Source organism: Burkholderia sp. L27(2015) (assembly GCF_009765705.1).
Taxonomy (GTDB): domain Bacteria; phylum Pseudomonadota; class Gammaproteobacteria; order Burkholderiales; family Burkholderiaceae; genus LMUX01.
In genome coordinates this window covers 1,191,403-1,213,591 of record NZ_LMUX01000021.1, presented here as the reverse complement: position 1 = coordinate 1,213,591, position 22,189 = coordinate 1,191,403, and the positions used below count along the sequence as shown (strand labels likewise).

The window sequence follows — 22,189 nt, the reverse complement described above, 5'->3', positions numbered from 1 at the left end:
CACCGATCAAGATCGACCTCAAGGATAGTCCCTAAGGACCGGCTTTAGAGATCGATCAGCCCAAGCAATTAATAGCCGGGGGGCGGCGGAGCGTAGCCCGGAGGCGGCGCATAGTAGCCCGGCGGCGGAGCGTAATAACCCGGGGGCGGAGCCGAATATCCGGGCGGCGGAGCTGGCGCATAGCCGCCAGCGCCTTGCTGGCCTCCCGACGAAGGAATGCGCTCGCCTGCCGCGTACATGCATTGTGCATACGCGCCGTCGTAACGTTGCTGCACGCTGGCACCCGAAGCCTGCGCGGCGTTCGCACCGAACAAACTACCCGCCAACAAGCCCGCACCCGCACCTACCGCTGCGCCACGGCCGCCATTAAAGGCCGCACCCGCAGCAGCTCCAAGTGCGGTTCCCAAAGCCGCACTGCCCAGGGCACTTTGACCGGAAGCCTGCCCTGGCGTAACACCACCCATTTGACTGTCGGCATATTGCCGGCATGAAGCATCGTCGGTTCGGAATTGATCGAACGTTTTTCCCCTGCCTGGGAGGGCCGTGAAACTCGGACCCGTCGGGGCCACGGTACAGGCACTGATAAACGTCAGTGCGATGAGTCCCGCTAGTGTGGTGTATTTCATCTGTGCAATGTCGAGAGTATGGTCAATTGGAGGGGGCGGGCTGGGCGGGAACTTCGCGCCAACCTGCCGCACACTGCTTCACGTACGGATAGTAAGTCCTCGACGCATCGCAGTAATACCACGAACCCGGCGCGGCCGACGCTTGGTCATTCTCGACGTAGACGGGCGGCGCAACGGGTACTTCCACCACGGGCGGATAATAATACGGTACCGCCGGCGGCCCGTAATAATAGGGGTAACCGGGCCCAACGTAAACACCCACTGCGACGCGTGCATAAGAAGGACTACTTACGCAGCACACGCTCAATGCAGCAAGCGCCATGCCAAACCGCAAAATTTTTCGATCCACGCTGATCCCCTGACGGTGAGCGACTCGCAGCCGAGCCGGGCACCCAATCGTTATGATGAGATATAAGCCCGAAGCTATCGTAACCCCACTAGGGGTCCAATACAATTACAGTTAAGTAAGCAATTTTTTCTACATGTTACGCCGTTATGACACGGGTTTCCGGAAATCCGACCCTGTTATAAGCATGCATCTGGGCGCTGTTTTCCGCGGCGCCAACCTGCGCGCAATCGTGCCGCCGTAATTCTACGTAACGACGCGTCGTGGACTTTTGGTCAGCAAGCAATAGAATGAACGCACCCTTTTTCGGCGTTTGATTATGCGTTTTGCAATTACCTGCATCGACCGTTCCTTGAACGTGCTCGAGGCGTTTGTTCAAGCGGGCTGGACACCGGTCAAAGTGTTCACTGTGCCAGTCGATGGGCACTTCAATCACAATACCAACGTCGTCGCCCGAGCCAACGCGCTCAACGTCCCAGTGCAATTGTCACGCATGCAGGAATCGGATCTGCAGCACTTGGGCGAGATCGGCTGCGACATTTTGATCGTTGCGAGCTATGACTGGAAGATCGGCGACTGGTCGCGGTATATCCCTTACGCCATCAATTTCCATCCCTCGTTGCTGCCCAAAGGTCGGGGTCCCTACCCCGCGATCCAGGCGATCCTCAACGAGGAGAAAATATGGGCCGTGACATGCCACAAGGTGTCGCCGAAATTCGACGAGGGCGATATCCTGGCTCAGGATATTTTTCCGTTGTGCGAGGATGAATCGCACGAAAGCATCTGCCTGAAAATCGAGATGGCGTCGCAGCGACTCGCGACCCATGTGGCCGCCCATTTTCTCAATCTCTGGAATGCCGCGCGACCGCAATTGGGGGGCAGCTATTGGCCGCGTCTGACCGAGGAACAGCGCACGATCGATTTCGCGCGCCCCGTTGCCGCGATACTACGCCTCGTGCGAGCGTACGGTCTCTATGAATGCAAGGCCAAGATCAATGGGACATCCGTCTTTGTGCGCCGTGCCGTGGGCTGGACCGAAACGCACGCGTATGCGCCGGGGAGCCTGGTACACGTCCAACATCGCAGATTGGTGATTGCCGTCCCCGACGGTTTCATCGGATTGGTCGAGTGGAGCTCGATCGAAGCGAATGCGCTAAGCAACATTGGCCGGTAGTTGATCGTCCCTTGTTGAGCGTTCATCAGGGAGGCGTTTGAGCCGACGCATAAAACTTTTGCATCGCGAGTTGGAGCGTCGCCTTGGAGAACGATCCCAGGTGCACATCCAGCAAGCGCCCATTGGCGTCGTAGAACAGCGTGGTCGGGTAGCCTACCGCGCCGACGGCCCTGGCGACTTGCAGGCTCGGATCGAGCAACGAATGCTGTAGCTGCATACCGTGCGCCTCGACATACTCCGCGACGTTTTGCCGCGTTTCCCCCTGATTCACGAACACCAGGTGTATGCCAGGATTTTCGGATTGCGCTTGGGCAAGCACCGGCATCTCGGCCTGACACGGTGGGCACCAGGTCGCCCACAGGTTGACTATCGTCGGCTTGCCATCGCCCCCCGACAACGGCTCGACGCCGCCGCTCACATTGGCGAGTGAAATCGCAGGTACCGTCTGCACCGCACCAGAAGAATCTGCCGCAGCCGTTGCGACGCCCCACGCGAAAACACCGGCGGCGATCCCCGCTACAAGCGGCTTACGCATCGCACGCGAGCGCAGCAAAAACACGGTCGCCACACACGCTGCCGAAACCAGACCGGCCACCGCATCGAAGCCGAGATCACGGATATCGAAGATCGTCTCTACGCGTTCCGCATAAGCAGGAAGGTAGCGAAGCACGAAGACGAGGCGCGCTGTGAACAGCCCCACTGCGAGGATCCACCAGAACGCGCGCTCGGTGCGCGCACCGGGGCGCTCTACCATCCGTAGCACGACGAACGCGGCGAGCAAACTGAGACAGAAGATCAGCGAATGGATAGGTATTACCAACGGCCCTAGTTTCATCGTGTAGGTAGAGCGGCATGCTCTTGCAGAATTCTAGCGAAACCTGGCATTCGGTACCTCACTGGGATCAAGTAAATAGAGAGCGATCAGTCTATCGATCGGTCGACGCCCTCTCTATGCTCACTCGACTCAGAACCGTGCTCGATCGTCTCGACTCCAGCGTCGCTGACGAGTCGCCCGAAAGCGCTAAGGGCGATAGACACAGGTAGGCACAGATAGACTCACCAAGAATATTCTCATATCAGGTCGGCATGCCGGGGTTTTATACGGGTCAGTTGAATATAATCTGGCCGGGTTTTCATTTATTGGCGCATTGGCGTTTCCCGCCTCTGTGCATTCAGCAGCCGGCCAAAAAGTGCGTTTGACAGTGTCAAGCAAATTCCTGGCGACGCGGCAAGAGGCATCGTCGTTTGCGCATCCCCAATCTTCCACCACTACAGTGTCTCATCGCCTTTGAGGCTGTTTCGCGACACAGCAGTATCACGCGTGCGGCAACCGAGCTGGAAATCACCGCGAGCGCGGTTAGCCGACAGATAGTCCAGTTGGAGCAATTCCTCGGCAGGACGCTGTTCATCCGCGAACATCGTCGCCTGAAACTGACGGTTACCGGACGGCAATATGGTGAACATGTCCAAGGGCTGCTCAAAGAGTGCTCGCTAGTCACGACCGAATTGATGAAAGCGCGCGGGCGGATGGATCTCACGATCGGGTGTGCATCGGGCGTCGCCGTGTTCTGGCTCGCGCCGCGCATTGCAGACTTCATGGCGAAGTATCCAGGCGTTCAAATTCGTATCGTCTCGCGTGACTCGGTGGCCATGTTTTCAGCTGCTGAATTCGATATAGGGATTTACCACCTGCAACACAATCATCGAGAAGGGCTTCATACGGAGCACATTTTCAATGAGACGGTCTTTGCGCTCTGCTCGCCCGAATACCTCAACGGCAAGCTTCTGCCGCCGGCGGAATTGGTCGACAAAACACTGCTGTCGGCCGATGAACAGCTGTGGATGGACTGGTCCGCATGGTTCGAACATTGCGGCGTGAAAGCGCGCAAGTTACAACGCACGGTTACGGCGAACCACTACGCCACGCTGGTGCAGATGGCCGTGCTCGGGAACGGGCTCATCCTTGGTTGGGAGTACCTGACCGCCTCGTTGATAGAAAGCGGCGCCCTGGTCAAAGCGTCCGATGCTGCGGTCTGCCTTTGCGGAGGCTATTACCTCGTATGGCCTGCCGACCGTGCGATCTCGCCTGCGGCGCAGCTATTCAGCGATTGGGTGAAATCGCAAAATTAACGGCTAAGCGCCGGCCAACAACTGCCGACAGTGACGCGCCATCTGCAGTTCCTCTTCAGCCTTCATCACCCGGCACTTACCGGTTGAGCCGCCGTGCTCGTCAACTGATATGCCGAGAAACCCCAATCCACCACAAATGCGCCGGCGCACGTCCTCGCTGTGCTCGCCTATCCCGCCGGTGAACACCAGCAAATCCAGGCCGCCCATCAGCGCCGCGTAGGCGCCCACATATTTGCGCACGGCCGTAGAAAACACCTCCACGGCGAGCTCCGCATCGGCGTCGCCGTGCGCGATGCGCTTGGCCAACGCCTGCATATCGCTTTCACCATCCGCCAGCCCCGCCAAGCCGCACTCGCGATTAAGCAGCTTCTCCAGCCCATCCGCATCGAGCGACTCGCTGCGCATCAAATAGAGCAACACCCCTGGATCGAGGTCGCCGCTACGCGTCCCCATCGGCACGCCACCGGTTGGCGTAAGCCCCATCGAAGTATCGATGGACTTACCGTCGCGCACGGCGCACACGCTCGAGCCGTTGCCCAAATGCGCAAACACCGCCCGCTTCGGCAAATCGGCTCCCAGCCGATACACCAACGATTCATAGGACAAGCCATGAAAACCATAACGAATCACACCCGCGTCGAAATAGCGCTGCGGCAACGGCAGATGCGCCGCCACCGGCGGCATCGAACGATGAAATGCGTTATCGAAGCAGACTATCGGCTCGGCGTCGCCAAATATTTTCGAAGCCTGTTCGATCAAATCCAAGGCCGGGGGAATATGTAGCGGCGCGAAATGGATCGCCGCCTTCAGCTGCTGCAATACCTGCGGCGTCAACCGCTGATGCGTGCGCAAATTCGGGCCGCCGTGCACCACGCGATGCCCGACCGCCACCGGCCTTGTGTGTCCATACTCCGCCAATACCTCGGCCAGTTTGCTCAACGCGTCGGTTTGCGATTCCATCAAATGACTGCGCTGTACATTCACCGTACCGTCGGCGGAACGCATCTGCAAACAGCCGTCGGCGCGGCCTATCCCTTCTGCGCTCCCCTCCAGCAATAACACCTCGTCGTTCTTATTGCCGTCCTTATTGTCGTCCTTGGCCGCTTCGAACAATCCGAACTTCAACGACGAGGAGCCGCTGTTCAAAACCAGAATCGTCTGCGCATGCACGGTTGATGACTGCGGCATCGCTTATTTCGTCCAGGTCCAGTTGCGGATCGCTTCGCTGTCGATGCCTTCCGTATGCGCGTAGTTCAGATGCTCGACGATCTGGTCGCGCAGCCACTCTTTCACATGTGCGCCGATCACCTGCAGCCGCGGAACCCGGTCGATCACATCGATCGCGAGATCGAAACGGTCCACCTGGTTGATGATGGCAAGTTCGAGCGGCGTATTGATATTGCCCTTCTCATGGTAGCCATGCACGTGCATGTTTTCGTGATTGGTGCGGTTGTAGGTCAATTTATGCACCAGCGCCCCATAGGAGTGAAAGTTGAAGATCACCGGTTTGTCCTTGGTGAACAGCGAATCGAAGTCGCGTTCGGAAAGGCCGTGCGGGTGAGCCGAGTCCGGCATCAGCCGAAACAGATCAACCACATTCACGAAGCGGATTTTCAGATCGGGAAACTTTTCCTTGAGAATCTTGACGGCCGCCAGCGACTCCATCGTCGCGATATCGCCGGCACAAGCCATCACGACGTCCGGCTCGCCTTTCTCGTCGGTAGATGCCCACTCCCAGATACCGATGCCCTTGGTGCAATGCGTTACCGCCGAGGCCATGTCGAGATATTGCAGATGCGGCTGCTTATCGGCCACGATCACGTTCACATAGTCGCGCGAGCGCAGGCAATGGTCGGCCACGCTGAGCAGGCAATTGGCATCGGGCGGCAGGTAGATGCGCACCACCTCGGGGCTCTTGTTGGTGACCACATCGAGAAACCCCGGGTCTTGATGGGTGAAGCCGTTGTGATCCTGACGCCACACCAGCGACGTGATCAGCAGATTGAGCGACGGAACCGGCGCACGCCATCCGAGTTCGAGTTTCGATTTTTCCAGCCACTTCGCGTGCTGGTTGAACATCGAATCGATCACATGCACGAACGCTTCGTAGGTCGCGAAGAAGCCATGCCTGCCGGTCAGCACATAGCCTTCGAACCACCCTTCCAAGGTGTGCTCGCTCAACATCTCCATGACGCGGCCGTCGAGCGCGAGTTCACCGCCGTCGGCGTCTTCGGGCTTGGTCTGCGCGAGCCATGTTTTTTTCGATACTTCGTAGATCGCGGTAAGACGATTGCTGGCCGTTTCATCAGGGCCAAAGACACGGAAGTTGGTCATGTTGCGCCGCATGACATCGCGCAGAAATCTGGCCAGCACTTCGGTGGTCGGTACGTAGGACGATGCAGGCGATTTGAACTTGACGCCGTACTCGCGAAACGGCGGCATATCGAGTTCCTTGCGCACCAACCCGCCGTTTGCGTGTGGGTTCGCGCTGATGCGCCGCGCGCCGCTGGGCGCCATGTCGCGCAGCTCGGGCGCAAGCCGCCCGGTGTCATCGAACAGCTCTTCCGGCCGATAGCTTTTCATCCAGTGTTCGACAATCTTGAGGCTGGTCTTGTTGCTCACTGGATCGAGAACCGGCACCTGATGCGCACGCCAGGAGCCTTCCACCTTGTGCCCGTCGACTTCCTTGGGGCCCGTCCAACCCTTGGGCGAACGCAGCACGATCATCGGCCAGCGTGGCCGCTCGGCTCGGCCGGTCGAACGCGCGTGCTGCTGGATGGCGCGAATCTCGGTGATGCAGTGTTCCAAGGTCGCGGCCATTTTCTGATGCATGGCATCGGTATCGTCAGGATCGTCGCACTCGACAAAATAGGGCCGGTGGCCATACCCGACGAAGAGCGCTTCGAGCTCCTCGCGCGGGATGCGAGCCAATATAGTCGGGTTGGCGATTTTGTAGCCGTTCAAATGCAGCACCGGCAACACTGCGCCATCGCGTATCGGATTCAGAAATTTGTTTGAATGCCAGGAGGTGGCCAGCGGTCCAGTCTCCGCTTCGCCATCGCCGACCATCACGGTGACGATCAAATCGGGGTTGTCGAACGCCGCGCCATAGCCGTGCGACAGGCTGTAACCGAGCTCGCCGCCTTCGTGGATCGAGCCGGGCGTCTCGGGCGTGCAATGCGACCCAATGCCGCCAGGAAAGGAAAACTGCCGAAAGAATCGCAGCATGCCCGCCTCGTCGAGGCTGCGGTCGGGGTAGATTTCCGAGTAGTGACCTTCGAGGTAGCAGCTGGCCAGCGTAGCCGGCGCACCGTGCCCGGGGCCCGCGATATAGATAAGGTCGAGATCGAGCTTCTTGATCAGCCGGTTCAGGTGCACCAGCAGGAAAGACTGGCCCGGATCCGAACCCCAATGGCCGAGCAGGCGATTTTTGATGTGCTCCGGTTTAAGCGGTTCGCGCAGCAGAGGGTTGGCACGCAGATAAATCATCCCGACTGCGAGGTAATTGCAGGCGCGCCAATAGGCGTGCATTTTGCGCAATTCCTCGGCGGCAAGGGTGATCGGATTGGTGATCGCGTTTGCGTTCGGGTTTGTGTTGGTCTCGCCCATCTGTCACTCCTTGAACCGACATGCCTTCAGGTGCGCTTGGTCTGCGCTTGTTCGAAACTATCGATCCAGCCGGCATATTGGGTCGCTATGCGGCGCACCGCTTCCTCGCGGCTCACTTTTTTGGACTCGTAGTCGGATACCGCGCCGAAGAAACTGGTGCGCCCCACGGCGAAACCGATATAACCGTCGACGCCCGCTGCGGTTTGCAGCCAGCCGACCACTTTCTTGTCATCGGCGCCGCGGCCCAGCACGATGCAACTCACATGATCGCGGCCATCGCGGCGTGCCAGCGCGACGATCCGCTCGCAGTCCTCGCGTTTATCCAGTCCTTCGATCTTCCAGACGGCCGGCTCCACGCCGCCGTCCTGCAGCGCACGTATCGCGTCCAGCATCAATTGTGGACGCAGCTTCGAGTCATACGCGTCCTTGTCGCCCTGCACGCTCTTGAGTTGATCATCGGTCGCGGGGACCAGCAATTCGAACATCAACCACCGGCTGGCGTTGCGACAATAATCCGAAAGCGTTTTGAGCCGTTCGGTCTGGCGTCGATTCATCTGCGCGTCATCGCCCGGGTTGTAACGCACCAGTACTTTGGCAAAAGTGGGATCGAAGGTTTCGATGTGCTCAGCGAACTGATCGCCGTATTCAAAATGAAATTCGTTAGAGCCGCTTTTCTCGACTGAGACCGCCGTCACATACCCTTGCTTGCGCGCGTCGCGCAAGATCTCGGTGCCGAATTCTTCGTCGACGAGCACGCCGGCGTTTTCCTTGGCCACCTTATCGGTCACCGCTTGAAGGAATCCCTGATAAATCACCTGCTTGCTATCCTCGACCTTGGCTTGCTGTTCCGTGTTGAGCGGATAGGTGTAGTGAAACATCGATTTCACGTAAGAATTGCGATGATCGAAGGGCAGTATGTACAAGGCTTTGTCGTAACCGGTTTGCATGGCGGCTCCCTGGGTGGTCGACGCGAACCCGAGTGCGGCGACTACGTTCGGGGGCGCGGCTGGTAATCGATGAGCTGGCCGATTCGATCGAAGCTGAGATCGGCGGCGGGATAAGCGGCGTTGGCGTGATCGTCGAGCGCGTAATGGCCCTGGCGCACGAAGATGGTGGTCAAACGATCGCCCCAGATTTGTTTCATGGCGGCCAGGATGCGCAGCTTGTCGTCGATCATCACGTAGTGGTGGGCCGGATACGCTTGTGCAACCTGTTCCAGCATCTGCTCTTTATGCACGTAAATAAGCACGCGACCCTCTACGGCTTGCCACAGCCCGGAATGGTGGATTTTGCGCGGCTGGAACACCACGTCGCCATCCGACAGTATCACTGTGGGGCCCCACTGCCGCAGGTGTCGCAGCGCCTCGTGCACGCGGTCATACACACGCTGGGAAAACGGATAATCGATCAGGAAGGTCGATAGCTGCAACAATTGCAGATCGTTCACACCGGCCTTGCGCAAATGCTGAAGGCTGCCGAGATAATCGACGTAACCGAGCTCTTCGCGCAGCGTTTCGATGATTTCCCAGTAGCGGTCGCACTCCGCGGTGCCCACCGTGTGCAATAGCTGCTCCCGCAGGTCGCGCTGGATATGATCGTTGTCGAGCAAGGTATTGTCGACGTCGATCAGGAATACGGTTGATTCGGGTGTAGTCATGAGCGCCACTTTTCCGGCTAGCAGGCTATAGGGACCCAGGCAGCGAACGCGGCACGGGAGAATTGAAACGATGTTGCGATGTTGCATGCCAACGATGTTGAGTCGGCACAGTTGGAGCATTTTGCGCCTATGCATCTGGCCTGTGTAGACGCCCGACCGACCCGATTTGTTCCCCAGTATCGGCGACACGAGTAGGCGTGCGGGCTGGAGCGCTTCAGCGCATGGGCTTAGCGTACGCTGATTGTCACGCGATCGTAATGTCCGCGCGCGTCGAATGCCGTAATGGCGTACGCCCCCGGTTCGCCCAGTTCCACCGTTTGGCCCTGGCTGGCAGGCGAATTACCGATCAGTTTGCCATTGACCAGCCATCCGATCGAACCCTGTGCGCCATTGACGTGCAAATGCAAGCGCGGCGCCGTGCCCTGATAGATCCGGCTGATGACTTCGCCGCTGCTGGCGCCCTCGATGGCCAATCCACCGGCCCCGTTGCCTGCGCTGCCCACGGGCACGCAGCCCGCCTGCCAGGGCGGCGGTAAGGTGCGGTGCAGCAATCCTGCATCCAGCCACGGTTCGAGCGCGGCGGGCCAGCGCGCGGTTTCAGCCGGGCGCAGCACGTCAGCCGTGCAATCGGGCGAGGCACGCATGCCGCTCACGCTATCGACGCTGTAATGCAGCACCGGTTCGCCGACGCGGATCGAGTCGGGAAACGTCGGCGGCGCGGTGCCGTCCAGCAGCCAGGCAGTGCGCTCGATCGGACAGAGGTCAGCCGGCTGGGCACCCGCCTGGGTGCCCAATGGCCAGCAGATGCGTGCTTGCGTGACGTTCGGGGGCGGCGTGCGGGCAAGCACCGGCGGTGCGTCGAATGAGTGAGATAGCGCCGCGAACAAATCCATCAGCAAAGGCGTCGAGACATTCGCGCCGAAATACCCCGGGTTGGGCGTGCCGTCGGGGCGGCCCACCCATACGCCTATCGTGTAGCGATCGCTGACGCCGACCGCCCAGGCGTCACGAAAGCCAAAGCTCGTGCCAGTCTTCCAGGCAATGCCCCGGTTTGCACCACGATCCTCGACGGCGCGGCCAACCGGGCCACCGGTCTCGAGAATATCGCGCACGATGAAAGCCGCGCCCGCACTCATCATCCGGTGGTCGGCTTGCGGCGCGTCGGGTGTGAGACGTGGCGTGCCGGCCATGCCACCTCGCGCGAACGCGGCGTAGGAACCCACCAGATTTTCCAGCGTGACGTCCGCGCCGCCCAGTATCACCGACAGATTCGGTTCTGCGCCGCGCGCGAAGCGTAGCTTCAAACCGCCCTGCCTTAGCTTGCCGACAAAGCGGTCGGCGCCGAACTGGTTGAGCACTTCGACAGCCGGAACGTTCAGCGAGCGCACCAGCGCTTCCGAAGCACTGACCGCGCCATGAAACGATTGCTCGAAGTTGCCCGGTTGGTAACCGTCGAACGATTGCGGCACGTCGGCCAGCAACGATTCGGAGTGGATCAAGCCGGCGTCGATGGCAAATCCATACAGGAACGGTTTGAGCGTGGACCCGGGCGAGCGCCAGGCCCGCACCATGTCGACGTAGTTGAAACGTTCGAGATCGCCAAAATCGGCCGAACCCGCGTAAGCGCGCACTTCCATGGTGGCGTTATCGATCACCAGTGCCGCGCTCGAAACATGCGGCGGCAAGCTGCGTGCGCGGTCGAGCAGCAAGGTCTCGACGCTCTCCTGCATCTGCGCGTCGATGGTGGTATCGATGCGGAGTTTGCCGTGGCTGGTGCGTTTCAGACGCTCGGCCAACAGCGGCGCCAACATCGGCTCGCGGATGGTCTGGGCGTAGACGGTTTCGGTAAGCGCGTCCTGGATTTGCGCCGGGCTCCAGCGATCGGTCATGCGCCGCAGCACTTTGTCGCGCGCCAGGCCGGCGCGCTGCGGATACCGATCGGGACGCAGCAGCGACGGCGCTTGGGGCAACACTGCCAGCATCGCCGCCTCGGCGTGCGTTAGCCGCGTGGCCGGTTTGCCCAGGTAGGCACGGCTCGCGGCTTCCACGCCTTCGAGCACGCCGCCCATGGGCGCGTAGTTGAGATATAGCGTCAGGATTTCGCGCTTGGAGTAGTGCAGCTCCAACTGAAAGGCGCGCAGGATCTGATGCAATTTGCCGAGCAGCGTACGGGGCGTCGGATCGACGATGCGCGCTACCTGCATCGTGATGGTCGAGCCGCCGGATACCACGCGGCCATAGCGCGCCCACTGCCAGGCGGCACGTACCAGGGCGAACGGGTTCACCCCCGGGTGCCACCAGAAGGCGCGGTCTTCATAACCGATCAGCGCCTCGGTATAAAGCGGCGACACTTCGGCCAGTGTGATCGGGTGACGCCAGACATAATGTTTATCGGGGAATGCGCGCAGCGGGGTGCCGTCTCGTGCGGCCACCAGCAACGCAAATGGCGCGTCGCGGCCCGGCGGCGGTAGTGGAAATGCGCGGTCAAGCGCATAGCCGCTCACGAACAGCAGGACCAACACGGCGGCGGCAATACGCAGACGGGAATGTCGGACTCGGTCCATCGTGGCGCCTGCTTACTGCGCGCTCGCAGCTGCGGAAGCCGGTGCCGGTGGCGAGGCCGAAGCCGAAGTCGAAGCCGCCGAGGCTGGGGCCTTCCCGGTAGATCGAGGCGCCGTAGCAGCCGTGGCAGTTGAAGCAGTATCGCTGTCGCTGATACTCAACTGACCGCCATTCGAAAGGACCCCATACACATAAGGACGGTACATATCTTCCGCATACAACGGAGGCACCCCGAACTGGCCGGGCGTGACCACCCGTGCTCTGTAGAACAAATCGAGCTTGCCCCAGCCCAGCTTGACCGCCGCCGCGAAGCGATCGTCACGGAATTCGACATGCTGGATTTGCGAACTATTCATCGCGTCCGCCACGTCGATATCGCCCACCTTCAGCCCTACGCTACCGGCATCCTTGACCAGATTCGTGTTCTCGATCTCAAGACCTGCGGGAATCCGGTCGACCACCAACGCCGAACCGATCACCGAGGCCGAACTCGCGCTCAGATGGACCAGCACCGTATCGCCAACCTTGAGCGGCGTACCTGCCAGCAGCGTGCCATCCGCACGCAGATACTCGCGGGCAAGATTGATGCGGTTTTGCGCACCCGTGGGCGCGACCGGCGCCGCAATCGGATTACCGCTGATATCGACTTCAACGAACAACCGTTTATCCGACGTGTTGGTCAGCGTCACTCCTTGCTTGAGGTCGGCGACACTGAGGTCGCCAAAGCCGGTCGTCTTGTCGCTCAAGGTTTGAGAGCCGGCACTGCGCGCCAGTTGCGCTGTCCATGGCTGGCCACTGGAATCGCCGAGAGCGCGGCCCATGCGGAACAGAGCAAGACGCTCCTGGGTGCTGTAGTAATCACCGTCCCGCGCCGCCAGCGCGTTGGCCACTTTACCGACCAGCAGATCGCTGCCCGGCGCCGTGATCTTATCGCGATCGAGCAGCACATATTCCAACGCCGTATCGCGCAGGTCACTGCCGAAGTCCCACCACCAATAGCCGGGCAGCCGGTCGGTACGCACGCCGTCCTGCAGCGCGGTCAGGCTGCGTGCCTGATCGCCCATCAAGTTCAGTGCGATACCCAACTCGACGAGCGCCAAGCCCGAATTGGCATAGGCGCGCTGCTCGAATAACTGCCGCAGTGTCGACAACGGCGCTTTGCGTTCGCGCGCAAGAACATAGCCAGCCTGCACCAACCCTTCGTAGTTACGATTGTTGCGCGCAAAGTCATCGATCAGGCCACGCATCTGCGCGGGCGTCACATGGGTGGGTAGCGGCGTCACCTGTGCGCTGCCTTCCTGCAGACCACGCAGCAGGTAATCGAGCGCTTTTTGCATCATTCGGTCCGGCACGCTGAAACCTTGCGCCCGGGCATCCTGCAAGAAGCCGACTATATAAGCGGACAGCCAGAAATCGTCGGGGCCGTTGCCCCACAAGTTGAAACCGCCGCGCACCGACTGATAGCCCCCGAGCTTGGCGACCGCGAAGTCGATGCGTTCCGCCCGCTGATCGCGGGTATAAGGTTTCAGTCCGTACTGACGTGCTGCCGCCTCGTCGATATACAACCACGGGTAGGCGCTGCTCGCGACCTGTTCGGCGCAGCCGTATGGGTATTCGAGCAGCCATTTCGCAGCGGCGCGCACGTCGATAGGCGGCTGGTTCGAGACGAGCAGATGTGCGCTGAGCGAATCCGGATACAAGCCGCCCAGGGTAGGATCGATCACCTGCAAGGCAGCGCCCGGCTCCACCGTATAGCGTCGCACCACACTGCGGGCTGGCGTCGGCGCTTCGACTTGCAGCGCGTAATGCCGGGTCATGGCGATCGGGCCACCATTGACGGTTACCGTGAGGCTATGCAGCCCCGATTTGTTACCGGCGTCCACGGTGTAGCGCAGCGTCTGCTTTTCCTGATCCTTCAACGCGAGATCACGTACGCCGTTCGACACTTGCAGGCCATCGTCCCCGCCGAGTTCGACCTTGAACTGTTGCGCGGCACCGGTCAGGTTCTGCACGTCGAGCGCCACCGTGGAGCGGTCGCCGAACGTGACGTAGCGGGGCGTCGACAACTCGGCAATCACCGGAGCCGCCACGATCATTTCCTGATCTTTCTCGCCGTAGCGGTCGGCCGTCGCCACCACCGCGGTCAATCGCAAGGTGCCGTTGAAATCGGGCAAAGCTATCGGCACTTCCGCTTCGCCATTGGCGTCCAGCGTAACCGGTCCGTTGAAGATATCGACCAGTTGCACCTTCTTCGGTAGATTGGGCGTGGCTTTCGGCGTCGTGTCGCCGCCCCACTTCAGCCGGCCCTTCTTGCCCGCCATTTTTTCGATCAGGCGACCATAGATATCGTGCAGATCGGCCCCGTAACGCAGCCGGCCAAAGAAGAACTGGAACGGGTCGGGTGCAGTAAATCCGGTGATGTTCAAAATACCCACGTCCACCGCAGACAAGGTCAGCAGTGCTTTCTCGCCTTTCGCGTTAGGCACTTTGATTTTGACCTTGACGGTGGTTTCCGATTTCATCTTCTGCGGTGCCTCGAGCGTCACGTCGAGCTTGCGCTCGCTGCGCGCAAGCGGCAACGCGATCAGGCCCAACGCGCGGGCCGGTGTGACCAGATCGCCTTGATTGCCCGGGCGCAGCACCAGCACCGAAATATACAAATCGTGCCGCTGCCAAGCTGGATCGACCGGGATATCGATCGTCTGGCTCGCGCCTTTGACTGAAATCCGCTTGGTCCACAGCGTGCGATCGCCATCGACCGTGACCAGCGCCGTGCCGGCATGCGGCGGTGAAATCGTCAGATGGGCAGTATCTCCTTCGCGATAGGCATCGCGATCGAGCTTGAGCGCCACGCGATCGGGTCGCGAGCCGGTGGTCTCGTCGCCCTGCGCGCTCCAGCCCGCGTAGAAGCGATAAATCATGGTCTGGCCGGTAACCGGGTCGAGAATCTCGAGCCGGTACCGTCCGTATTTAACGGGCACGCGCAGCTTGCCGCGCCCGCCATCGGGCACATCGACGCTGAGCGTATCGACCAGTTCGTCGGTTTCGGTGAAGCCTGAATTCCAGCCGCGCTGATCGTCAAAGCGCCAATAATAATTGCGGTTCTCGCGGAACAACCGCACCGGCATCGCCCGTTCGCCTTTGAGCGTGCCGCTGCTATCGGCGCGGATGACTTCGAAGTCGGCCGGCGACTCTTCGGCCGCATAGTCGCCGCTGTAAAGCGGCCGCACGCCGGTGAGCACGGGCGCCGGCCAGATTACGCGCTCTAGCGTGCGGATCACCGGGCGGCCGCCCGATTCGAGCAGGCTCAGCGTAGCGCGCACAGTAACCGGCGAATGCACGCCGGCCGCCGGAGCGAGTGCGAGGTTGAGCGTGGTGCGACCTTGCGCATCGAGCTTTTGCTCGTCCAGTTCCTGGCGGTTGAAGAACGTGCTGTCGTTGGCATTGCCGAATTCGAAACCCGGATAGCGGGTCGCGAGCGGATTGGCATTGCGCTGGAATGCCAGTACGCCGAGCAGCCGGTTGCCGGCGGCGGCCGCGCCGTACAGGTAGGTGCCGTGCACGGCCACGCGGAACGGCTGGTCAGGCGTTAGTGTTGTGGCGGTGCTGGAGAGGTCGAGCTTCATGCGCTCGGGCAGGAATTCCTCGACGCCAAAACGCATCACCGTGCCCGCGAGTTTGTCGGCTGGGTCGTTGCGTAGTTCGAGCGACCAGGAACCGGTCGGGGCATCGGCGGGCAGGCTGATAACCTTGCTGAAGTAACCGGGCTGCTTCGAATCCGGTTGCCAGTTGGCGACGAATTGGACTTTGCCGTCCGCACGCTTCAGGGTCGCCTGAATCGGCTGCGGGGGTACTGCACGGCCATCGGCATCGCGCGCCAACACCGATACCGTGAAGGTTTCGCCGGGACGGTACAGGTCGCGCCCGCTCCAGGCGAATAGACGCACGGATTTATAGGGCAGGCCGGTCGCGTCGTATTCCGAAAGATCGAGCGCGGGCTCATGCACCGTGAGCATCGACATCTGGTCGTCCTTTTTCGCCAGCACGAGCGCCGTGCCGGTGGGCTGCTCGGCAAACGCGGCGTGGCCGTCGCTATCGGTCGTGCCATGCGCCAGGACTTTCCCCTGCTGATCGAGCCATGTTAGCTCCACGCCCGAAACGCCGTCGCCGTCCGTGAGCGAACTCACGAATGCGTCCGCGTGATGTTCGAACAACCGCAGGTGCAAACCCAGGTCGCTGACGTAAAAATAGGTGGTTTGGTATTCGTAGCCAAAACGTCCCGGCTGCGACATCACCGCGACATAAATGCCCGGCTCTTTGAGTTCCTTGATGTCCTCGACCGGCAAGTAGGTGACGCTGCGTTTGTCGGTCTGTTGCTCCGTCACGAAACGACCTTGATATACGCTTTCGGTCATCGCGTGTAGCGAGTCGAGCGTCCAATTGTTGACGGCGCCTTGCAGGTTGGCGTGCGAGGTGTCGTTGTCTGCGTCGTCGTCGGGGGGCGTAGCGTCTTGGTCATCGGTTGCTGCCGGTTTCGAGCTGGCTACCACTCGCTCGAAAAAGCGCGGCAGTTGGTCGGCGCGCACGCGCAGAAACTGCACGTCGACTTCGGGAACGTTGACCGTCACCACGGGCAGGCCACCGTTTTGCTTGGCCGGCAGCACAATGCCACGACTCGCGAAATAGTAGGCGGGTGTTACCGCTGGGGTAGTGATCGAATAGCGCGTTTCGTGGCCGAGCGTGCGGCCGTCCTTGGCGCGCAGGGTGTCCTGCACCTGCACGACATAGCGACTCAACGGTTCGATATGCGGGAAGAACAGCAGCCGGGGATTATCGCCGACGACCCAGGCGCCGGTGATTTGCTTGCCACCGTCCAGTTGGGTCAATGCGGGCGCGGTGCTGACTTCGCTGGCGGCTTTCGGGTTGCCGTTGGAGTCGGTGTCGCCGTCGTTGTTCGCGTCGTCGTCGCCGGAACCAGGCTTCTTGGCGTTGACGGGAGCCGGCATTTTGAACACGCGTATGACCTGGTCGTAATCGCCACGGGTGTCTAGCGGCTGCGAAAATGTCAGGGCCAGCGCGGGGTGGCCATCGAGCTCGCGGTTAGCGGCGTCGACCACGCTGAATGGCGCATCGGTGCTGCTGGCCGCTTCGGGAGTAGCCCCGGTGTGAACGTACCGATAGATCGCAAAGGCAACCACCGCACAGACCAACAATAATGAGACGAGGATGTAGCTTGTTCGGCGGCTAACCATTGCGGTGCACTCCAGGATTTGAAAGCACGAACTGTTATCGGAGACAGATCGGCAATCCGAAATGCATTATTAAAATAAGATCAATGGGCGGTCAAGGTGGATTTAGCAGCGCAATGGTGACTGTTGTCAAAAGGCGGTTCCTTATTTCGGGAAATGATCTTTTCGGGGTTTAGAAGCGGTTTTAAGAGCGACGCCAAATTCTGGATCCCTAAAAATTTCAGTGTGCCTAGCGCGGCATGGATTTGATGTCGCCGATGGCGCCATCGTCATCCTGCGCCTGTGCCTCCGCCTCGGAATAATCGGGCAAAGTACTGCGCGATAGTTCTACCAGACGAATCAGCTCCAGCACCTGATCGGGCGTCGCGCTCTGCGGATGTTGCTTGAGGTATTCGAGATCTAGCATTTTAAAATCCTCAGGTGAACGTTTTAACTCGCCTTGCGCGCCTGCAAGTCTCGCACGCGCGCCAGCGCTTTATGGTCGCCCGCGGCCGCCGCATACATCTTGCGCACATCCGCTTTAAGCGCGGTCCGCGAAGCGCCATCAAGATAGACCATATGCCCCGACGGATAAAAAGTCGCGCTCAAATTTTGCCGCACTGCCGCATCGATAAGCGGCATCCTTTGCAAATCCATCACGGTTTGATAAAACGGCGTGACGAAATCATAGAAGCCGTTGGCCGATAGCACTTTGAGATCGATATTCAAGCTCATCGTCGCAGCCAGATCCCCAGCCGTATAAAGAATCACGTTGCCGTTGCTGTCGAGGCCCTTTTGAGCGCCGGTCGGGTCGATATGGGAGAAATCCCAATTCTTAAAAGCCTGATCGTTCAGATCGGTGAACGCGGAATTCGACGTAAACTTCAACGTCTCATTCAGGTAGGCGTTCCACTGCGCGGTGTACACCCCCGTCACCGCCGTCATGGTCGGATCGTTGCCCCCCGAATTCGGGTCGATCGAACCGGCGATCCCCGTCCCTATCCCTGTCACGCGCCCGTCATACGATCCGAGCTCCAGCCCTTGGGATTGCAACAGCGTACGCAGGAACAGCGAAGTACCACCGCTATCGCTGGCCGCGATATCGAGGCTCCACGCGTTCAAGGTCTGCAGGTCGATACCGGTGTAGTCGCTCAGCTTTTGCACCACCGCCGGGTCGCTATGTGGAAACTGATCGAGCGCATGCACGTAGTCGCTGCGCGCAAAGAGCGCGACCGTCTCAGCAAATGCCGGCAAATCGGTGGGAACCGGCTGGGCTGTCACCTTGCCGTGATACCACGCGTCGGCGGCTGCGGTTGGCAATGCCCCCACCGGATTGCCTGCCTGCGTGTAATCGAGTATCGACGACTGGATCGTCAGGCCATTCAGGTCTACACCGTCCTCATGAAGCAAATACGACAACACCGCAGTGCGCGCCGTACCGTACGACTCCCCATATAGAAATTTCGGTGAGTTCCAGCGATCGTTGGCAGTCAAGTAGCGCTTGATGAACTGCTTGATCGAGGCGGCATCCTGGTCCACGCCCCAGAAATCCTTGTTGACGTGCGGTGCGATCGCCGCCGAGTAGCCGGTGCCGACCGGGTTGATGAACACCAGATCGCTGATGTCCAGCATGCTGTCGGAGTTATCTTCGAGCCTGTAGGGCGCCGGCGGCGTGAATGCCGGCATCGACGTGTGGATGCGCTTGGGCGCGAATGACCCGAGCAGCACGAACACCGATGACGACCCCGGTCCGCCGTTGTAAAAGAACGTGACCGGCCGCGCCTCGCGCGCATGGCCCTGCGCCGTGAAGGCGACATAGAATATTTTTGCATTGGGCAGCGAACTGCTGGCGTCGACCGTCACCAAGTGCCCCGCTGTCGCGGTGTAAGCGATCGTCTTGCCGCCCAGCTTGATACTGTGATGCGTGATCGCGGCATTTTCGGTCGCATCGCTGACCGAATCGCCCGGACCATTGCCATAAGCCGTCGCGTCGAAATAGGGATGATCGGAAGTCGCGGCGCTATGGCTTGCGCCCTCGGAACTCGATGATGTCGTGTGTGGGCCTGTCATGTTTTCTCCGTTATCTGCGGCGGCCGAAATGCGCCGCAACTGGGATCAAAGCGAGCTCAAGGCGGCCTGAAAGCGCCGGACGCAAAGCAGCGGACTCAAAGTGCCGCGGCGATTTTTTGCCCGTCGGGGCTGCCTAGGCCAGTGCAAGCATCCCACCCGGCTGCGGCTGCATAAGCACCATTATTGCCCTGCGTGATGTCATTGCACAGCGCCCTGGCCGATGTGTATAGCTTCGGATTGATGAACCCCACCGGCGTGGACCGCGCCGAATTGATTCGGGCGATGAGCCCAGCCCATAGCGGCGCAACGGCGCTGGTACCACCCACAACGGTCGAGGTGCCGTCGATAAGTACCGAATAACCGGTCGCGGGATCGGCGTCGCCGGCGACATCGGGCACGCCACGTTTGGCGAGCGCACTCTGCTGCCCTTCCGTGCTCAGCGTCTTGAGCCCCTGCTGCCAGGTCGGTAACGCGAACACCGTGCTGACACCGCCGCCGGTCGCGCCGCCTTGCAAGCCGTCGTTCCACACGACCTCGCTCTTGATGGCAGTGCCGCTTGTATGCAAGCTGGTGCCGCCACATGCAAGCGCATAGGGGCTGGACGCGGGAAAATCGACGTGATTGGAGCGACCGCTGACGCCGTCGGTCGAACCGCTATCGCCGCAGGCCACGCACACCGTGACGCCCAGGGTCGCCGCTTCTTGCAAGACGTCGTTGAAGGCCTGCATGGCCTGCTGCGTCCAGGTGGATTCCGATGCGCCCCAACTGATCGAAACGACCGAGGGCCGGTTGACTTGATCGTGGACCGCCGAACTGACCGCATCGACGAAACCGGTGTCGGTGTTGCCGGCAAAGTAGACGGCGATCTTGGCGGCCGGTGCGATCGAACCCGCCACCTCGATATCGAGCGTCACCTCGCCGTCCGGTCCGTTCGCATCGCCGGTCGGCTGGTTGTGGCCGCCGTCGACCGGCACCGCGACGACGGTGGGGGGTGCCAGGCCGATGCCCGAGAAATACGTCTGCAAGTCGCTGGTGTTGTAGCCACCGCCCAGTTCGATCACGCCCACGCATTGACCGGCGCCGGTGCCGTCGGGGAAGCGGTAAAGTGTCGCGAGGCGAGTCGGCAGATAGGATATCGCGCCCGCCTGCGCCGCACGGATCGGCGGCCGAAACCGAAATTGTGTGTGGGCCTGAGGACGATTATCGAGGCCGAGCACCGCCGTGACGATATTCGCCAGTGCAGTGGGAACGGTAATGACCCCTTCCCTGCCACGGTACTTTCCGCGCGGATGAGCATATTGCTGCAGATCGACTTCGAATGCGGCGTTGACCTGCTCGACGGTCCCCGACAAAATCACGCAACGCCGTGCCGGGTCATCGCTGACCGTCTGTAGCCCGTGTTGCCGCGCAAATTCGCGGACGGCGAAGATGTCTTGAGCGCTGGCGCCAAAGCGCTTTTCAAACTCGTCGCGCGCAAGCGGTGCTGCGGGTGGGGTGCCCTGTTCAAACTGGCGAACGAGCTGCGTGAATTGGTCTTGCGACTGCCGACGCACAATCACGCTTATCTGTACGCGCTCATTGGGATTTGCCCGGCCGACGCAACTCGCGCCCGGTAATATGGCTCGCTCGCTGCCTGCGAGGGAATGTCTTGTCATGGGACACAACTCCTGTTCTCTCTGCCAGTAAAAGGTGCAGGTTAGAACAGGGAGAACTGCGTCGGTTCACCGGGTTGTATCGACAAGTGCTCAAATAATCAGCGTTTCACCGGCACGCCTATCGCGGTGCCGGAAATCAATGGCTGGGCGGGTCGGACGAGTCGTTCCGCTCAGATCGGCTTCCCGTGTACACCTGCATTCGGGGCGCAAACCGGATTTCAAACGATGTAAAAATCACCAGTGAAGCGATTCGTCCGCTCAGCCGTAGTGATCCGTGGGATCGTCGGCATTTGGGCTGAGGCATCTCGGCAGCTAACGGGTCGCGACGGGCCAGCGAGGGGTCGGCGAGGGAGTCATCAGGATCAGCGTGCGGCCGCCGGACTTGCCCCTTTTATGCCCCTACTCGCGCCCCGCGTCGAAGCGCGGCGGGCACATATTCTGCTGACTAACTCCATACGGCCGCACGGCAAATACGCTTACCTAAAGACGGCGCCGTAGGCATCAAGACTTTGGGAGGCCGTCACGGTCTCCTTCAACCCACCAGCAGGAGATTGTTATGCAAACCACAGATATGCAACGTGGCGCAATGGAAGCCGGTCGCAACGGCGGCGCCCAGATCGTTGGGCAAGGCAAAATGAGCGCGGACGGCCCAGGCCCCAATGTGATGGCGGCCAATACGCTGGAAGACAACGCAGTGCACAGTTCCGACGGCGAGCATCTCGGCAAGATCAAACACATCATGCTGGATGTAAGAAGCGGACGAGTTGCCTATGCAGTGCTATCCAGCGGCGGATTCCTCGGAATCGGCGATAAATTGCTGGCCATACCCTGGGGTGCCCTCACCCTGGACACCGATAACAAATCGTTCATACTCAACGTCACGGGCGCAGAAGTGAAAAACGCGCCTGGATTTGACAAGGACCATTGGCCTACGATGGCCGATCCACAATGGGCCAGCGATTTGCATGATTTCTATCGGACGCCGCGCTATTGGGATGAAAACCGGACGTTGCCGAGCGACGCGACGATGTTGCCGCCGAACGATCCGCTGTAATGCGCGCACAGCCTGCTGCGGGTTAGCCGTAGCAGGCTGCGAGCCATACGTTATTCTTGTTCGTCGTCTTCATTCGTT

The 22,189-nt window shown here is 60.4% G+C and carries 15 protein-coding genes; 3 read left to right on the top strand and 12 right to left on the bottom strand.

Annotated elements, in window-relative coordinates; all coding sequences use genetic code 11:
* Positions 1-68 precede the first annotated feature (68 nt).
* Positions 69-626 carry a YMGG-like glycine zipper-containing protein gene (locus GSQ77_RS23805; RefSeq protein WP_158905416.1) on the bottom strand — a complete coding sequence of 186 codons (558 nt, stop codon included), beginning with the start codon at positions 624-626 and terminating at the stop codon, positions 69-71.
* Positions 627-648: 22 nt separating this feature from the next.
* Positions 649-948 (bottom strand): hypothetical protein, encoded by a 300-nt coding sequence (locus GSQ77_RS23800; RefSeq protein ID WP_158906544.1) that lies wholly within the window; start codon positions 946-948, stop codon positions 649-651.
* Between the two features lie 343 nt (positions 949-1,291).
* Here GSQ77_RS23800 and GSQ77_RS23795 point away from each other — a divergent pair, with 343 nt between their 5' ends.
* Positions 1,292-2,146 (top strand): methionyl-tRNA formyltransferase, encoded by an 855-nt coding sequence (locus GSQ77_RS23795; protein WP_158905414.1) that lies wholly within the window; start codon positions 1,292-1,294, stop codon positions 2,144-2,146.
* 25 nt (positions 2,147-2,171) lie between these two features.
* On the opposite strand, the gene GSQ77_RS23790 is transcribed toward GSQ77_RS23795, so the two are convergent.
* Positions 2,172-2,981 carry a TlpA disulfide reductase family protein gene (locus tag GSQ77_RS23790; protein WP_158905412.1) on the bottom strand — a complete coding sequence of 270 codons (810 nt, stop codon included), beginning with the start codon at positions 2,979-2,981 and terminating at the stop codon, positions 2,172-2,174.
* 410 nt (positions 2,982-3,391) lie between these two features.
* Here GSQ77_RS23790 and GSQ77_RS23785 point away from each other — a divergent pair, with 410 nt between their 5' ends.
* On the top strand, positions 3,392-4,276 hold the full coding sequence (locus GSQ77_RS23785; RefSeq protein WP_158905410.1) for a LysR substrate-binding domain-containing protein: 885 nt from the start codon (positions 3,392-3,394) through the stop codon (positions 4,274-4,276).
* A gap of 3 nt (positions 4,277-4,279) precedes the next feature.
* On the opposite strand, the gene GSQ77_RS23780 is transcribed toward GSQ77_RS23785, so the two are convergent.
* The 9 genes from GSQ77_RS23780 to GSQ77_RS23740 all read right to left on the bottom strand — a co-directional run bounded on the left by GSQ77_RS23780 (position 4,280) and on the right by GSQ77_RS23740 (position 21,057).
* Positions 4,280-5,464: an acetate/propionate family kinase gene (locus GSQ77_RS23780; RefSeq protein WP_158905408.1), complete on the bottom strand. Its 1,185-nt coding sequence runs from the start codon at positions 5,462-5,464 to the stop codon at positions 4,280-4,282.
* 3 nt (positions 5,465-5,467) lie between these two features.
* Positions 5,468-7,885 (bottom strand): phosphoketolase, encoded by a 2,418-nt coding sequence (locus GSQ77_RS23775; protein WP_158905406.1) that lies wholly within the window; start codon positions 7,883-7,885, stop codon positions 5,468-5,470.
* A 26-nt stretch (positions 7,886-7,911) separates the two neighbouring features.
* Positions 7,912-8,832 carry a 2-deoxy-5-keto-D-gluconate 6-phosphate aldolase domain-containing protein gene (locus tag GSQ77_RS23770; RefSeq protein WP_158905404.1) on the bottom strand — a complete coding sequence of 307 codons (921 nt, stop codon included), beginning with the start codon at positions 8,830-8,832 and terminating at the stop codon, positions 7,912-7,914.
* Between the two features lie 41 nt (positions 8,833-8,873).
* Positions 8,874-9,542, bottom strand: a complete 669-nt coding sequence (locus GSQ77_RS23765) for an HAD family hydrolase (protein WP_158905402.1) — start codon at positions 9,540-9,542, stop codon at positions 8,874-8,876.
* A 227-nt stretch (positions 9,543-9,769) separates the two neighbouring features.
* A complete protein-coding gene (pbpC, locus tag GSQ77_RS23760; protein ID WP_158905400.1) occupies positions 9,770-12,106 on the bottom strand; it encodes a penicillin-binding protein 1C in 2,337 nt (778 codons plus the stop codon).
* Between the two features lie 12 nt (positions 12,107-12,118).
* The gene (locus tag GSQ77_RS23755) at positions 12,119-17,356 is read right to left on the bottom strand and encodes an alpha-2-macroglobulin (protein ID WP_158905398.1); all 5,238 of its coding nucleotides are present in this window, start codon (positions 17,354-17,356) and stop codon (positions 12,119-12,121) included.
* 226 nt (positions 17,357-17,582) lie between these two features.
* Positions 17,583-17,759: a hypothetical protein gene (locus GSQ77_RS23750; protein WP_158905396.1), complete on the bottom strand. Its 177-nt coding sequence runs from the start codon at positions 17,757-17,759 to the stop codon at positions 17,583-17,585.
* 23 nt (positions 17,760-17,782) lie between these two features.
* Positions 17,783-19,402, bottom strand: a complete 1,620-nt coding sequence (locus GSQ77_RS23745; RefSeq protein ID WP_158905394.1) for a S10 family peptidase — start codon at positions 19,400-19,402, stop codon at positions 17,783-17,785.
* A gap of 95 nt (positions 19,403-19,497) precedes the next feature.
* The gene (locus GSQ77_RS23740; RefSeq protein WP_158905392.1) at positions 19,498-21,057 is read right to left on the bottom strand and encodes a protease pro-enzyme activation domain-containing protein; all 1,560 of its coding nucleotides are present in this window, start codon (positions 21,055-21,057) and stop codon (positions 19,498-19,500) included.
* 586 nt (positions 21,058-21,643) lie between these two features.
* Between GSQ77_RS23740 and GSQ77_RS23735 the strand changes: the two genes are divergently transcribed.
* Positions 21,644-22,111: a PRC-barrel domain-containing protein gene (locus GSQ77_RS23735; protein ID WP_158906542.1), complete on the top strand. Its 468-nt coding sequence runs from the start codon at positions 21,644-21,646 to the stop codon at positions 22,109-22,111.
* Positions 22,112-22,189 lie beyond the last annotated feature (78 nt).

Bases quoted from the DNA above. Each gene is read 5' to 3' on its own strand.
- GSQ77_RS23805 (WP_158905416.1), bottom strand. From the start codon at position 626: ATGAAATACACCACACTAGCGGGACTCATCGCACTGACGTTTATCAGT.
- GSQ77_RS23800 (WP_158906544.1), bottom strand. From the start codon at position 948: ATGGCGCTTGCTGCATTGAGCGTGTGCTGCGTAAGTAGTCCTTCTTAT.
- GSQ77_RS23795 (WP_158905414.1), top strand. From the start codon at position 1,292: ATGCGTTTTGCAATTACCTGCATCGACCGTTCCTTGAACGTGCTCGAG.
- GSQ77_RS23790 (WP_158905412.1), bottom strand. From the start codon at position 2,981: ATGAAACTAGGGCCGTTGGTAATACCTATCCATTCGCTGATCTTCTGT.
- GSQ77_RS23780 (WP_158905408.1), bottom strand. From the start codon at position 5,464: ATGCCGCAGTCATCAACCGTGCATGCGCAGACGATTCTGGTTTTGAAC.
- GSQ77_RS23775 (WP_158905406.1), bottom strand. From the start codon at position 7,885: ATGGGCGAGACCAACACAAACCCGAACGCAAACGCGATCACCAATCCG.
- GSQ77_RS23770 (WP_158905404.1), bottom strand. From the start codon at position 8,832: ATGCAAACCGGTTACGACAAAGCCTTGTACATACTGCCCTTCGATCAT.
- GSQ77_RS23765 (WP_158905402.1), bottom strand. From the start codon at position 9,542: ATGACTACACCCGAATCAACCGTATTCCTGATCGACGTCGACAATACC.
- pbpC (WP_158905400.1), bottom strand. From the start codon at position 12,106: ATGGACCGAGTCCGACATTCCCGTCTGCGTATTGCCGCCGCCGTGTTG.
- GSQ77_RS23755 (WP_158905398.1), bottom strand. From the start codon at position 17,356: ATGGTTAGCCGCCGAACAAGCTACATCCTCGTCTCATTATTGTTGGTC.
- GSQ77_RS23750 (WP_158905396.1), bottom strand. From the start codon at position 17,759: ATGCTAGATCTCGAATACCTCAAGCAACATCCGCAGAGCGCGACGCCC.
- GSQ77_RS23745 (WP_158905394.1), bottom strand. From the start codon at position 19,402: ATGACAGGCCCACACACGACATCATCGAGTTCCGAGGGCGCAAGCCAT.
- GSQ77_RS23740 (WP_158905392.1), bottom strand. From the start codon at position 21,057: ATGACAAGACATTCCCTCGCAGGCAGCGAGCGAGCCATATTACCGGGC.
- GSQ77_RS23735 (WP_158906542.1), top strand. From the start codon at position 21,644: ATGGAAGCCGGTCGCAACGGCGGCGCCCAGATCGTTGGGCAAGGCAAA.